This window comes from Lonsdalea iberica, from assembly GCF_002111585.1.
GTDB classification, from domain to species: domain Bacteria; phylum Pseudomonadota; class Gammaproteobacteria; order Enterobacterales; family Enterobacteriaceae; genus Lonsdalea; species Lonsdalea iberica.
In genome coordinates, this window is sequence record NZ_LUTP01000020.1 from 51,328 (window position 1) to 65,734 (window position 14,407).

10 protein-coding genes, 1 tRNA gene, 1 rRNA gene and 1 pseudogene are annotated in these 14,407 nt (G+C 51.8%); 9 read left to right on the plus strand and 4 right to left on the minus strand.

Annotated features, from left to right (window positions below; translation table 11 throughout):
- The first annotated feature begins 3 nt into the window (after positions 1 to 3).
- From proX to AU511_RS09680, 6 genes and pseudogenes are all read left to right on the plus strand, one after another.
- Complete coding sequence (gene proX / locus AU511_RS09655; protein WP_094109527.1) at positions 4 to 999, plus strand: glycine betaine/L-proline ABC transporter substrate-binding protein ProX; 996 nt, start codon at positions 4 to 6, stop codon at positions 997 to 999.
- Between the two features lie 252 nt (positions 1,000 to 1,251).
- Positions 1,252 to 2,436, plus strand: a complete 1,185-nt coding sequence (locus AU511_RS09660) for an MFS transporter (RefSeq protein ID WP_094109528.1) — start codon at positions 1,252 to 1,254, stop codon at positions 2,434 to 2,436.
- A gap of 252 nt (positions 2,437 to 2,688) precedes the next feature.
- The gene (gene mprA / locus AU511_RS09665) at positions 2,689 to 3,204 is read left to right on the plus strand and encodes a transcriptional repressor MprA (protein ID WP_094100909.1); all 516 of its coding nucleotides are present in this window, start codon (positions 2,689 to 2,691) and stop codon (positions 3,202 to 3,204) included.
- Positions 3,205 to 3,434: 230 nt separating this feature from the next.
- A pseudogene (emrA, locus tag AU511_RS09670) lies at positions 3,435 to 4,606 on the plus strand (multidrug efflux MFS transporter periplasmic adaptor subunit EmrA).
- Between the two features lie 17 nt (positions 4,607 to 4,623).
- On the plus strand, positions 4,624 to 6,159 hold the full coding sequence (gene emrB, locus AU511_RS09675; RefSeq protein ID WP_094109536.1) for a multidrug efflux MFS transporter permease subunit EmrB: 1,536 nt from the start codon (positions 4,624 to 4,626) through the stop codon (positions 6,157 to 6,159).
- A gap of 430 nt (positions 6,160 to 6,589) precedes the next feature.
- Complete coding sequence (locus AU511_RS09680) at positions 6,590 to 7,870, plus strand: glycoside hydrolase family 68 protein (protein WP_094100908.1); 1,281 nt, start codon at positions 6,590 to 6,592, stop codon at positions 7,868 to 7,870.
- Positions 7,871 to 8,018: 148 nt separating this feature from the next.
- On the opposite strand, the gene AU511_RS09685 is transcribed toward AU511_RS09680, so the two are convergent.
- Positions 8,019 to 9,110 (minus strand): tRNA/rRNA methyltransferase, encoded by a 1,092-nt coding sequence (locus AU511_RS09685; protein WP_094109529.1) that lies wholly within the window; start codon positions 9,108 to 9,110, stop codon positions 8,019 to 8,021.
- 245 nt (positions 9,111 to 9,355) lie between these two features.
- On the opposite strand from AU511_RS09685, the gene trxC reads away from it, so the two are divergent.
- From trxC to pssA, 3 genes are all read left to right on the plus strand, one after another.
- Complete coding sequence (gene trxC / locus AU511_RS09690; protein WP_094109530.1) at positions 9,356 to 9,775, plus strand: thioredoxin TrxC; 420 nt, start codon at positions 9,356 to 9,358, stop codon at positions 9,773 to 9,775.
- An 82-nt stretch (positions 9,776 to 9,857) separates the two neighbouring features.
- The gene (locus tag AU511_RS09695; protein ID WP_094109531.1) at positions 9,858 to 10,532 is read left to right on the plus strand and encodes a tRNA-uridine aminocarboxypropyltransferase; all 675 of its coding nucleotides are present in this window, start codon (positions 9,858 to 9,860) and stop codon (positions 10,530 to 10,532) included.
- Between the two features lie 370 nt (positions 10,533 to 10,902).
- Positions 10,903 to 12,258 carry a CDP-diacylglycerol--serine O-phosphatidyltransferase gene (pssA, locus tag AU511_RS09700; RefSeq protein WP_094109532.1) on the plus strand — a complete coding sequence of 452 codons (1,356 nt, stop codon included), beginning with the start codon at positions 10,903 to 10,905 and terminating at the stop codon, positions 12,256 to 12,258.
- A 399-nt stretch (positions 12,259 to 12,657) separates the two neighbouring features.
- Here the strand turns inward: pssA and AU511_RS09705 are convergent, their stop codons facing one another.
- The 3 genes from AU511_RS09705 to AU511_RS09715 all read right to left on the minus strand — a co-directional run bounded on the left by AU511_RS09705 (position 12,658) and on the right by AU511_RS09715 (position 14,398).
- Positions 12,658 to 13,956 (minus strand): MFS family transporter, encoded by a 1,299-nt coding sequence (locus AU511_RS09705; protein ID WP_094109533.1) that lies wholly within the window; start codon positions 13,954 to 13,956, stop codon positions 12,658 to 12,660.
- A 207-nt stretch (positions 13,957 to 14,163) separates the two neighbouring features.
- A 5S ribosomal RNA gene (rrf, locus tag AU511_RS09710) occupies positions 14,164 to 14,279 on the minus strand.
- A gap of 43 nt (positions 14,280 to 14,322) precedes the next feature.
- Positions 14,323 to 14,398: transfer RNA gene (locus AU511_RS09715), tRNA-Thr, on the minus strand.
- Positions 14,399 to 14,407: the final 9 nt, after the last annotated feature.

Sequence of the window (14,407 nt, forward strand, 5' to 3'; positions counted from 1 at the left end):
CTTATGCGTAAAACAGGCATAATTTCATTTGCTCTGACCGCCGTACTTAGTACCTCTCTCGCGGCAGCCGAACTTCCGGGCAAAGGCATTACCGTACAGCCGATTCAGAGCACGCTGACGGAAGAAACGTTCCAGACGGAACTCGTGAACAAGGCGTTAGAAAAACTGGGCTACGACGTACAGCCGACACGTGAAGTGGATTACAACGTCGCTTACACCTCTATCGCAGCCGGCGACGCGACCTTCATGGCGGTCAACTGGGAGCCGCTGCAGAACGACCAGTATAATTCCGCGGGCGGCGACGCTAAATTCTTCCGTCAGGGCATCTACATCTCGGGTGCGGCTCAGGGTTACCTGATCGATAAGAAAACGGCGGAGCAATACAAGATCACCAACATCGCTCAGTTGAAAGATCCTAAAATCGCCAAGTTGTTTGATACCAATGATGACGGCAAAGCCGATCTGACCGGTTGCAACCCTGGCTGGGGCTGTGAAGCGGCCATCAACAACCATATGAAAGCCTACGGCCTGACCCCGACGGTGGAACATAATCAGGGTAACTACGCGGCGATGATCGCCGATACCATTACTCGCTTCCGCGAAGGAAAGCCGATCCTGTACTACACCTGGACGCCATACTGGGTCAGCAACGTGCTGGTACCAGGACGCGATGTCGTCTGGCTGCAGGTTCCTTTCTCTTCCCAGCCTGGGGATATGAAAGGCGTCAGCACCAAGCTGCCTAACGGCGCCGACTATGGTTTCCCTGTGAACAACGTTCGTATCGCCGCGAATAAAGCGTGGGCAGAGAAAAACCCGGCTGCAGCCAAACTGTTCTCCAGCATGTGGCTGCCGGTTGCCGATGTGAATGCGCAGAACCAGCGCATGCACGCAGGCGAGTCGTCTGAAGACGCGATCGAACGTCACGTCAACGGCTGGATTAGAACCCACCAACAGCAGTTTGACGCGTGGGTCAACAGCGCGCGCGACGCAGCGAAGTAAATGTTCTTTGGAGCGCCTGACCGTCAGGCGCTCTTTCCTCCTCCCTACTCCCACCTAATTTTTACTACCTCGCCGCATTCTTTCGAAAGGACTTCAGGCGACTGACGACTGCCACACACTCCCTCAACATGACCGTGACGACGATAATTCAGGCTGGGATGATGACGTGTTGAATTGACTCAAGGGGTGGTATCAATGGGGGATCTGTCCGATACTATCTTCTTATGCCCTTAACAAATAGTTAACCCTTTCATGAACACCGCCATACCACGCCCCCAAACATTAAGCCCGGCACTCACCCTTTTGATGTCGGCCGCAACCGGCCTGATGGTCGCCAGCAATTACTACGCACAACCCCTGCTGGACGCCATCGCGAATGCGTTCATGCTGTCCCCTAATCAGGCGGGCTTTATCGTCACCACAGCCCAGCTCAGCTATGCCTTGGGCCTGCTCTTGCTCGTGCCGCTTGGCGATATGCTGGAGCGCCGTGGACTGATTGTAGGCATGAGCCTGCTGTCCGCCGCCGGCATGCTGATCACCGCATCGTCATCGTCACTGTGGATGATGCTACTCGGCACCGCGTTGACCGGGATGTTCTCCGTCGCCGCTCAGGTACTGGTCCCGCTGGCCGCGACGCTGGCCTCGCCGGAAACCCGGGGTAAAGTCGTCGGCACCGTCATGAGCGGTCTGCTGCTGGGGATATTGCTGGCACGAACGCTGGCGGGCGCGCTGGCGTCGTTGGGCGGATGGCGGCTGGTTTTCTGGGTCGCGAGCGTTCTGATGATCGTCCTGTCGCTGCTGCTGTGGCGGGCGCTGCCGCGTTACAAACAAGACAATCAGCTGAATTATCCACAGCTTCTGGCCTCGATTTTCCATTTGATGATGACAAACAAGACGCTGCGCATTCGCTCCATTTTGGGCGGTCTGACGTTCGCGAACTTCAGCATCCTGTGGACCTCCATGGCGTTTCTGCTCTCCGCACCGCCCTATCGTTACTCCGAGGGCGTTATTGGCCTGTTTGGGCTAGCCGGCGCGGCTGGGGCGCTGGCGGCCACACGTGCCGGACGCCTAGCGGACCGCGGCCATGCCAAAACGGTCACAACCATTGGCCTTGTCGTACTGGCGCTGTCGTGGCTTCCTATCGCCGCGGGCATGCATTCCATCCTGCTGCTGCTGATTGGGATTCTGGCATTGGATCTCACGGTTCAGGGCGTCCATGTCACGAATCAGAGCATAATCTATCGCGACATGCCTGAAGCCCGCAATCGTCTTACTTCGGGTTATATGACCGCCTACTTTATCGGCGGCGCGCTGGGCTCGATGCTCTCCGCCATGATGTTTCAGTACTTTGGTTGGCTGGGCGTTTCCATTGCAGGTTTCCTAACCAGCCTCATAGCCCTGGTAATTTGGTGGCGCGACAGAAACGACGTTTCCTAATGTTGACCTCCCCCCTTTCGGGTGTTTTTGCCCGGGAGGGGATTTCCATAAATGCCATCTTCCGGAAATTTTTCTTTTTTTTATCAAAAAATAAATTGAGGAAAAACAAAATAAAACACATATAAATCAACCAAATATCAAGTAAAGCGCTTTCATCCCTCCGCTTTTCCTCCCTCTTTTTCCACTTTCCCTCATTTACCCAAGTAATAACCTGCGTTACTATACAGAAAGTGATTAATGAGGTTGACATAAATGGAAAGTTCGTTTGCACCAATAGAAAGTATGCTGCGCATGCGCGCGACTCGTCATCCCGACTTCCCTTATAAGGAAGTGACGATGCTCCGCCTGTTTCTACATCTACAGACAAAAATACTTGAACACCGTAACCGAATGCTGAAGGAGCAGAACATCAACGAGACGCTGTTCATGGCATTGCTTACGCTTGAATCTCAAGAGTCTTACAGCATTCAGCCTTCTGAGCTTAGTGCCGCGCTCGGTTCATCACGCACCAACGCTACGCGTATTGCGGATGAACTCGAAAAACGTGGCTGGATTGAGCGCAGAGAGAGTGAAAGCGACCGACGGTGTTTGCATTTGTTCATGACGGAAAAAGGAAAGGCTTTTTTGAATGAGCTACTTCCTCCGCAACACTACAGCCTGCATCAGCTATGCTCTGTCTTGGATGACGAAGAGCAGCTCGAGTTGGAAACACTGATGCGTAAGTTATTGGGGCGCCTTGACGACATTGAGAAAGATATGACGTCATAGCATTTCACCATCATCAGTCAGCTCCATGCCGCGCCACACTGACGTTTACCGACACCAGGCGGACATTGTCGTAACTTGCACAACCCCACGCGCAAGGTACGACGGAATGTTCTCAGTGTGGCTCTGGCTCGAGCTGCCTGTTTATCGCAGCCAGAGCGTTAGCGACACCATCCTTACATCGCCGTATGGCAATTACCCATTTAATAATGAGAAGTACATTAGGGGAAACCATGAGCTCCACTGTGGAAACATCTGCACCGCAACCTGCCAAAAAAAACAAAACCCGTAGGAAACGCATCTTAACGCTGTTAACCCTCCTTTTTTTATTCTTGGGCTGCCTGTTGCTCGCCTATTGGTTCCTGGTTTTACGTCATCATCAGGAGACTGATGATGCATACGTGGCGGGTAACCAGATTCAGATTATGTCGCAGGTCGCCGGCAGTGTGACCAGCGTTAACGTCGACAGCACGGACTTCGTCAGGAAAGGTGATGTGCTGGTCGAACTCGATCCGACCGATGCCCAACAGGCTTACGAGCGTGCGCAACTACGCTGGCCAACAGCGTGCGTCAGGTTCATCAGTTAATCATCAATAGCCGCCAGTATCAGGCGAATATCGCACTCCAGCAGACGGCGCTTAACCAGGCAGTTAGCGACTTGAACCGCCGAGAAGCGCTGGGCAAAGTCAATGCTATCGGACGCGAAGACGTGCAGCACGCACGTGATGCCGTCTCCAGCGCGCAGGCGTCGCTGGACGTTGCCAAACAGCAATTCGCCGCCAATCAGGCGTTGATTCTCAATACGCCGTTGGAAAAGCAGCCAGCGATACAGCAGAGTGCCGCCGACTTGCGTGACGCTTGGCTGGCTTTGCAGCGTACGCACATCGTGAGCCCGGTCGATGGCTACGTGTCGCGCCGCAGCGTACAAGTTGGCGCTCGTGTTGCATCGACATCGGCTCTGATGGTGGTCGTGCCCGCTAAAGGCCTGTGGGTGGACGCCAACTTCAAGGAAACGCAGTTAGCCAATATGCGTATCGGTCAGCCCGCCACCATCGTCAGCGATCTGTACGGAGAGGATGTGGTTTATAAAGGCAAAGTCGTCGGTCTTGATATGGGAACCGGCAGCGCCTTCTCCCTCCTGCCCGCGCAGAATGCCACCGGCAACTGGATCAAGGTCGTGCAGCGTCTTCCCGTGCGGGTTGAGCTCGACCCGCAAGAGCTAGCGGATCACCCTCTGCGTATCGGTCTGTCAATGCTGGTCAATGTCGATACCGCCAAAGCGGACGGCAAGGTCTTGTCTGACATACCGCGGAGCGAACCCGCCTACCAGAGCGATGCGCTGGAACTGGATATGGCGCCGGTCAATCAGCTCATCAACGAGATTATCCGTGCTAATGCAGGCTGAGCATGAGGGATAAACACGTGCAGAAGAAACCACTCGAGGGAATACAGCTGGCCTTGTTGACCATCGCGCTCGCGCTGGCCACCTTCATGCAGGTACTGGATTCCACCATCGCTAATGTGGCGATCCCGACAATTGCCGGCAACCTGGGTTCATCTAACTCTCAGGGCACCTGGGTGATCACCTCCTTCGGGGTGGCGAATGCCATTTCCATTCCGATTACCGGCTGGCTGGCAAAACGCTTTGGCGAAGTGCGCCTTTTCGTCTGGGCTACGGGACTGTTTGCACTGATGTCCTGGCTATGCGGGATCTCCAACAGTCTCGAAATGTTGATTTTCTTCCGCGTCCTGCAAGGGCTGGTCGCGGGTCCGATCATTCCGCTTTCGCAAAGCCTGCTGTTGAATAACTATCCTCCGGCGAAACGCAGTATCGCCCTGGCGCTGTGGTCTATGACCGTCGTTGTCGCGCCGATTTTCGGTCCGATACTCGGCGGTTGGATCAGCGACAACTACCACTGGGGATGGATCTTCTTTATCAATATTCCGCTGGGCGCGTTGGTGGTGGTGCTGACGTTGCAGTTGCTGCGCGGACGTGAGACTGCGGTCACGATAAGGCCGATTGATACCATCGGATTGGTATTACTGGTCTTGGGGGTGGGTTGCCTACAGATGATGCTCGACCGTGGGAAGGAGCTGGATTGGTTTAACTCGACTGAAATTATCACGCTTTGCGTCGTCGCGGTGATAGCCCTGGTGTTCCTGGTCGTATGGGAGCTGACGGACGATAATCCGGTCGTCGATCTCTCCCTGTTCACGTCCCGCAACTTCACCATTGGCTGCCTGTGCACCAGTCTGGCATTTATGTTCTATTTCGGCGCCATCGTTCTTATGCCGCAGCTGTTGCAGGAGGTCTATGGCTATACTGCCACCTGGGCCGGATTGGCTTCGGCGCCCGTCGGGCTGATGCCCGTGCTGCTTTCGCCGCTTATTGGCCGCTTCGCGCCGCGCCTGGATATGCGCTATCTGGTCAGCTTCAGCTTTGTGATGTACGCCGTTTGCTTCTATTGGCGGGCCTACACCTTCGAACCATCAATGGACTTCGCCGCCTCTGCCTGGCCGCAGTTCGTGCAGGGGTTTGCCGTCGCATGCTTCTTTATGCCGCTGACGACGATTACCCTTTCTGGACTTGGACCAGAGAGACTGGCTGCAGCATCCAGTTTGTTTAACTTCTCGCGTACCCTTGCGGGCTCCATCGGTACGTCTTTGACCACTACGCTTTGGGAGCGACGAGAAGCACTGCATCACGCCCAGTTGACGGAGTCTGTCACACCTTATAACCCCCTGGCTCAGCAGTTCTATCAGCAAATGGAGGCTTTAGGGCTTACCCAGCAGCAAGTTTCTTCTTATCTTGCCCAGCAGATCACCGGGCAAGGGCTGATCATTGCTGCCAATGAAATTTTTTGGGCGGCGGCTGCAATATTCATAGCACTGATTGTTTTGGTTTGGTTCGCTCGACCTCCCTTTGGCAGTTCTGGAAGCGGAGGCGGTGCTCACTAAGTCACCTGCGTCTTCCTCTTACCGTGCCGTCCTCTTTGAGGACGGCTTTTTTGTCTTCGGGCAAAGCGATTCGGAACTAGGCTCCCCGTCAGGAATTACCGAAAGTTTTCACCCTCAATTCTGACGTCACTCCATCATCCAAATGACCTTCACCTGCAGCACTTTCTCCTTTATAGCAACTTCGCATCTTTATGCCTCAAAACTTCAAAATGCGCAAAAACGAAACAACACCAGAATAAAGAACCAAAAAACATCACTACTACACCTATATTTGGGTTAATTAACCACAAAATAGCCATTTGAAAACAATAACCCCGAATTGGTTAAAATTATCAAATCACCATTGAACACCATAAATATACTGTATATAGTATCATCACTGTACGGACATACAGTAAAACAAATCACTCACTTTTACAGGAGATACACCATGGCCATTCGTAAAGAACTGAAAGCCACCCCCGCTTACAAACCCACTATCTGGACTCGTGCCGATGCGTTGAAAGTCACGTTCGACGATCCGACGACGACTCAGCCGTTGGTCAGTGCAGACTTCAAGACCATGAGCGACGACGTATTCATCTGGGATACCATGCCGCTGCGTGATATTAACGGTCATACTGTGTCAATCGATGGCTGGTCAGTCATTTTCACCCTGACCGCGGACCGTCAAGAAGACAACCCGGCTTACCTGGATGAAGAAGGCAACTACAACATTTCTCTTGACTGGAACGACCGCCACGGTCGCGCAAAGATCTGCTACTGGTTCTCACGTAACAGTAAAGATTGGACCTTCGGTGGCCGCATGATGGCTGAAGGCGTTTCTCCTACCACTCGCGAATGGGCCGGTTCTCCCATCCTACTGAATGAAAAAGGCGATATCGCGTTCTACTACACTGCGGTGACACCTGGTTCAACTGTATCCAAAGTCCGTGGTCGTGTTGTAACGACGTCCACCGGCGTGGAAATGGTCGGCTTCAACAAAGTATTCAGCCTGTTCGACGCCGACGGCGCGATTTATCAGACTGAAGAACAAAACCAGTACTGGGCCTTCCGCGATCCATGGCCGTTCCGTGACCCGAAAAGCGGCAAGCTGTACATGCTGTTCGAAGGTAACGTTGCAGGTGTTCGTGGTTCTCATGTCGTCGGTGATGACGAACTGGGTGACGTACCGCCAGGTTATGAGGAAGTGGGTGGCTCACGCTACCAGACGGGTTGTATCGGTATTGCTGCTGCGCTGGACGAAGATGGCGACCAATGGGAACTGTTACCGCCACTGGTTACCGCTGTTGGCGTCAACGATCAGACCGAACGCCCTCACTTCGTGTTCCAGGATGACCAGTACTACCTGATGACCATCAGCCACACCTATACCTATGCTGACGGCCTGACCGGTCCGGATGGTGTTTACGGCTTCCTGAGCGACGAGCTGTTCGGCCAGTATGAGCCGATGAACGGTTCTGGTCTGGTTCTGGGTAACCCTTCCAGCCAGCCTTACCAGACTTATTCGCACTACGTCATGCCTAACGGCTTGGTAACGTCCTTCATCGACAGCATACCTACCGATGTCGAAACAACCGGTATGGAATATCGTATTGGTGGGACTGAAGCACCGACCGTGAAGATCAAATTCATCGGCTCTCGTAGCTTCGTCGTCGAAGAACTGGATTACGGCTACATTCCGCCGGAACTGGATGTGAAAACGCTGTAAAGAATGACCCACTCATGTGGGCCATACTCAGCACTTCAATGTTGACCGGCACCTAGCCATGCCCGGCGAGGGTGCCAAATGAAGAAGGCCAGTCAGCTGACACTGACTGGCCTTTACTATATCACGCTTAAAAACTGGATGTCACCGATCAGCCTTGATTCTGACGCCACCATTCTGCCAGCAGAATACCGGTCGCAACGGAAATATTTAGGCTCTCGACCTTGCCCGTTCCATCGATAGAAACTTTCATACCGCCTGTTTCCCAGGCTCCATCAGTCAAACCATCACCCTCTTCACCCAAAACAATGACCGATTTCGCAGGTAATTTAGCGCCAGAAAGAGGGGTACCTTTATGACTGGACGTGGTCACGATGGTGTAGCCAGCACGTCGAAACTCATCCAACGCATCGATCAATACGTCAGTACTGATCGCTTTCACATGTTCAGCACCACCTTCCGCCGTGCGCACTGCCGCGCCCGATTCCAATATCGCTGCATCGCGAACGAGAACGCCACGCACGCCGAAATGCGCGCAGCTACGGATGATCCCCCCCAGGTTATGCGGGTTACCCACTTCTTCCAGCGCCAAAACACAGTCTTTCTCGCCAGCTTCGCTCAGGTAATCTTTCACCTCTGTGCCACGGCGTTTCTTGATTAGGAAACAAACACCGCCGTGATGATCGGTGCCGGACGCTTTAGTCAGCTCTTCATCATCGACAACGTGGTAGGCCTTACGATTTGCCGCCATCCAACGCAGCGCATCACGAAAGCGCGGAGTGACTTCTTGCAAAAACCAAGCTCGCACGATCGATTCGGGACGGCTTTTGAAGAGTGCCTGACAGGCGTTTTCACCATATACGCGAGTTTCTTCAGCTCGCTGGCGACGCAGCTGAGCAGGATCTAACTGACTTTTACCGACAATACCGCCATGGTCGGGAGCGGCATCAGGGCTACGCGAAACCGTTTTCCAGGGCGAGTCATACTCACCTGTCGTTTCTCGGCGAGCGGGGCGGTCTTCCTGGCGCTTCTCTCCACGCCATTTAGAACCCTCGTCACGACCGCCGCCATCACGCGACGCGGGGCCGCGTTTGTCGCGCGGTTTTTTATCGCGACTGTCGCTGCTGTTATTGCGTCGCGAGTCCGACGGACGTGAATTCTTATCCTTTTTATCGTCCTCATCGTTACTGCGGACGTACATAACGCGGACTTTGCCGCCTTTCCCACTGAATGAATCGCTCATCTTTTTCTCCACCTACGCGCTCGCCGCGAAGAGTACCTTATGTCCCCTCGCTTAGCTACCGACCGACACATAAAAGTCAGGAACTATTGTAGCCATTGAGTAAACCACGTTGTTCCTTCTGGTTCCGGTCACGATACTTAAGTCATACTCAGAATCGCCGCTTGCTGATCTTCCGTTTCACTCGCGGCGGTGTCCTTCAACATCTCACTGACCCATGTTAGTCCTTTGATTATTGAGGCCTTGTTATGAATACGGTTTGTGCATCATGCCACTCTACCAACCGCCTGGCGGAAACGCGCATTGAAGATAACGCCACCTGCGGACGCTGCGGGGAGACGTTATTCAAAGGAGAAGTGATTAACGCCACGACAGAAACCCTCGATAAAATTCTTCAAGACGATCTTCCCGTCGTCATTGATTTTTGGGCGCCATGGTGTGGTCCGTGCGTTAATTTCGCCCCCGTTTATAGCAGCGTAGCAGAAGAAAACGGTGGAAAAATTCGTTTTGTGAAAGTGAATACCGAGGCCGAACCCGAGCTGAGCGAGCGTTTTCGTATTCGTACCATCCCGACGATTATGATTTTCAAGCATGGGCTGATGGTTGATATGCTCAATGGCGCTATGCCGAAAGCGCCGTTCGAAAGCTGGCTGGAAGAGTCACTCTGACGCCACTGCAGGGCTATTTCTCTACGCGGGGCTTCTGGTCCCGCTGTGGCTCGATTAGAATGGCGTCTTTTTGCGAGGCTCTATGACTCGAAACGCCGTCCTTCAATTGCGCGAGCAGCGCTTAGCGCTCGCCACTCGCCCGTTTAACGCTCGAGGAAGTCGCGTTGTTCGGTGTCAACGATGCCTGCTTCCTGCCATCCGTTGCTTGTGTCACACCATCGTTCCACAGCAAGCACGAAGCCGCTTTTGCCTGATCATGTTCGATACGGAACCCATGAAGCCCAGCAATACGGGCCGTCTCATCGCGGATATTCTGCCGAACACGTTAGCTTTTCAATGGTCGCGCACAACGCCCAATCCGGCGCTATTAACCGCTATTCAATCACCACACTATCAACCCTATCTGGTTTTTCTAGCCGACGCAGAAAAAAAGGAACGAGAGGTGTTTAACCAGTTGCCTGATACAGGTAAAGCTCCACTTTTTATTATGCTGGATGGCACTTGGCCAGAAGCACGCAAGATGTTCCGTAAAAGCCCCTACCTGGATAGCCTGCCCATTTTGTCGCTCAGTATTGAGGCCTTATCCCGCTATCAATTGCGTGAAGCGAGTTTGACGGGGCAGCAGTGTACCGCCGAGATCGCCGTCGCGCTCTTGGAGCAGGCTGGCGACAAAGTGGCGGCACAAACATTGAATGATCATTTTGACTACTTCAGAAAAAGTTACCTCGCGGGAAAACCGCACCATCCAGCAGACTGAAGCGGAAATATACCGTCCCCCTTACTAGGGATATACACGCCACGAGTTTTAGCGTCGGAATAGGCTGATTTTTAATGTATTCAGCGGTCAAAAAACAGCCGCCGACTGATTTTACGGGCGAGGCAGAACCGCGACCGTTTAAAGCCAATATGCCTTCGACGGTATGGCGGGCAAAAGACATTGAATGAACCTAATAGCCTTTGGCGTACCATGTCGAATCGAGTCATTGTTTAGGTAAAGAGTCCCGACTAAAAGACAAAACCTGCTCACAACAGCGGGAAAGTGATGTTATTATTGCCCGATTCGGCCATATTCAACGTTCACCATGACCAGCCCGGTCATACCACGAGAAGAGAAGAATCGCACTGTGATGTTGTCAAAACTAAAGCTAACTAAACACCAACAACACCTTGCACAACTGCCCAAAATTCCTCAGTCAGCCGACGCCGTGCAAACGCTCCACCGCCCGGAGGAATTCCGTCGCACGCTTGTCGAGCGGATTCTCCAGGCAGAACAACGCATCTATATTGTGTCTCTGTATCTAGAGCACGACGACGGCGGTGAGACGATTTTATCCGCACTTTACCAAGCGAAACGCCAGCGCCCCGAGTTGGATATTCGTGTATTGGTGGACTGGCACCGCGCACAGCGCGGTCGTATTGGCGCTGCGGCAGCGAACACCAATGCAGACTGGTATCACGCGATGAAGGAACGCAGTGAAGGTATCGAGTTTCCCGTTTATGGGATACCGGTTAACACACGCGAGGCCCTGGGCGTACTCCATCTGAAAGGGTTCATCATCGATGATGCCGTCTTATACAGTGGCGCTAGCCTGAATGACGTCTATTTACAGCAACACGAAAAGTACCGTTACGACCGATATCAGCTGATTGATAATAAGCCGCTGGCAGATTCGATGGCGGGTTACATACAGAGACTGCTAGCGGCATCGGCGATACAGCGTCTTGATATGAAAGACAGACCCAAAACCGCTGAAATCAAAAATGCGATTCGCCGATTCCGTCAGATGCTACGTACCCTTAATTATCGTCTCCCCAACCTCCCAAGCAATAATAATCAGCTAGCAATAACGCCGTTGGTAGGATTAGGGAAACAGAGCCCATTAAATAAAACCATTCATCATTTGATGCGCTGTACTGAACAACATTTGGTAATGTGTACACCTTATTTCAATCTACCGACACCACTGGTCAGAAACGTTATCAGCCTGCTGCGCAATGGGAAAAAGATCGAAATTATTATTGGCGATAAGACGGCTAATGATTTTTATATCCCGGAAACAGAGCCATTCAAGATTATAGGCGCGCTTCCCTACCTGTATGAAATCAACCTGCGCCGTTTCCTCAGTCGATTACAAAAATATATTGATAATGGTCAATTAGTCGTACGTCTATGGAAAGATGGCGATAATAGTTTCCACTTAAAAGGACTGTGGGTAGACAATAAATGGCAGCTATTGACCGGCAACAATCTTAATCCACGCGCCTGGCGACTGGATCTCGAGAACGCCATTTTAATCCACGATCCTCAAAAACAGTTGTTGGCACAGCGGATTGAAGAACTGACTTGTATCCGTGAAAACACACACATATTGAGCAGCTATCAGCAGTTGGAAAGCATCGCACAGTATCCGGTCAAAGTTCGCAAGCTCATTCGCCGAGTACGTCGGGTGAGAATAGATAAGCTTATTAGCCGTATTCTGTAATGTCTTTATGAGATATTCAATGGCCTCCGGTGAGCAATTAATCTTATTCATCTTTCTCACTGATTAAGTATCTCACCCTGAGTAGTTGCGCCAAGGTTTATTAGCCGAGTAATGTGAATATTAACTCGGCCAACAAATTTTGGCGCAAAGCATTAATTGATCCTGGTTTCACAAAACATCCGCTTTATTATTTCTCACCTGATTACCTTATAAATAGATAATATAGGGCTCGAGTACCCAAAATTTAGGTATTCCTGTCACCCGAAATCGGCAGGGTTTTCGTTCGCAGGTCTATTATTTTGAATAAGGGTAGGCAGTAAGTCCCGCACCGGAAAGATGCGGGACACTGAGGCCTATAAGTACCTCTATAGGCCTTGTGACGTATTGGGCTAACCTGAGTTAAAGTGTCTTTCCTTGCCCTTTGCGATGCAGTCCCAGAGAGACCAGGAATGAGATCGCGCCCATGGCCGAAACATACCAGAAAAAAGCGTTTTCCGACCCCAGCGATTTCAGTGAAAGCGCCACATATTCAGCAGAACCTCCAAACAGTGCGTTAGCTACCGCATAGGACAACCCCACGCCCATCGCTCTGACTTCAGGGGGAAACATTTCCGCCTTCAAAATCCCGCTGATTGCCGTGTAAAAACTGACAATAATCAGCGAAAGCAGAACTAACAGAAAGGCAATGACCGGGTTGGTCACGCTTTGTAGAATGGTCAGAATAGGCACCGTCAACAACGCCATCAATGCGCCAAAGCACAGCATGGAGTTGCGCCGCCCTATCTTATCGGATAAATGTCCAAACAGAGGCTGCAACAGCATAAATACGAAAAGCGCCAACGTCATCAGACCGCTTGCCACTTCAGGAGCCATTCCAGAGGTGTTTACGAGATACTTCTGCATGTAGGTGGTAAAGGTATAGAAACCTAAGGAACCTCCCGCCGTAAAGCCCAGGACCATCAAGAATGCTCTGCGGTTGTTCCATAGTCCACGCAAAGAGCCAGCGTCTTTATGCGAGCGAGACGCTTTATCCGAGGTCTCATTAAGCGAGCGACGTAGAAATAAGGCAACAACAGCTAGAATTGCGCCAATAAAGAACGGGATACGCCATCCCCAAGCATACAAGCTTTCAGAAGGCATAGTGTGTTGCAATATGACAACCACTAAAAGGGCCAGTAGCTGACCGCCAATCAACGTGACATATTGAAAAGAGGCGAAGAATCCCTTCCTTCCTTCAATCGCAACCTCGCTCATATAGGTGGCGCTGGTGCCATATTCTCCACCGACGGACAGCCCCTGAAAGAGACGCGCGAATAGCAGCAATAAAGGTGCCCAAGTGCCGATAGTGTCATACCCCGGCAGACAAGCGATAATCAATGACCCAAAGCACATCATGCACACGGAGATGAGCATTGACGCTTTTCGTCCGTATTTGTCGGCTATGAATCCAAATAACCACCCCCCAATGGGACGCATCAGGAAGCCAGCAGCAAATACACCCGCGGTATGTAGAAGCTGTGTAGTCGGGTTTTCAGAGGGAAAAAAAATGTGAGCAAAATATAAAGAGCAAAATGAATATACGTAGAAGTCAAACCACTCGACCAAGTTCCCCGATGACGCTCCCACAATTGCCTTGATCCTCTGTCGAGAGTCATTTTTACCGGGCGTTAATGTTTTTAAATTTATATTTCCCGTCATACGGTTTTTTCTCTCCTGTTCGTAGGACACAACTATCCAACCTATCTACAGTAAAACAGGATCCCGTTGGCAGGCAAAGAATAATGTATACACTTAATGATTTATCGTTAATTACGGTGGTCAAATAAGTTAAATTTATGGGTGATTTGAGGTATTCAGATACGAAAAAGCCTCTGGCGTTAACCAGAGGCTTTCCGTTTATTTGATGCCTGGCAGTTCCCTACTCTCGCATGGGGAGACCCCACACTACCATCGGCGCTACGGCGTTTCACTGCTGAGTTCGGCATGGGGTCAGGTGGGACCACCGCGCTATCGCCGCCAGGCAAATTCTTTTAAATTCGCCGAACATCTTCTTTATTTGAGAGGTGGTGCTGATACCCAGAGTCGAACTGGGGACCTCACCCTTACCAAGGGTGCGCTCTACCAACTGAGCCATATCAGCGCACCAAAA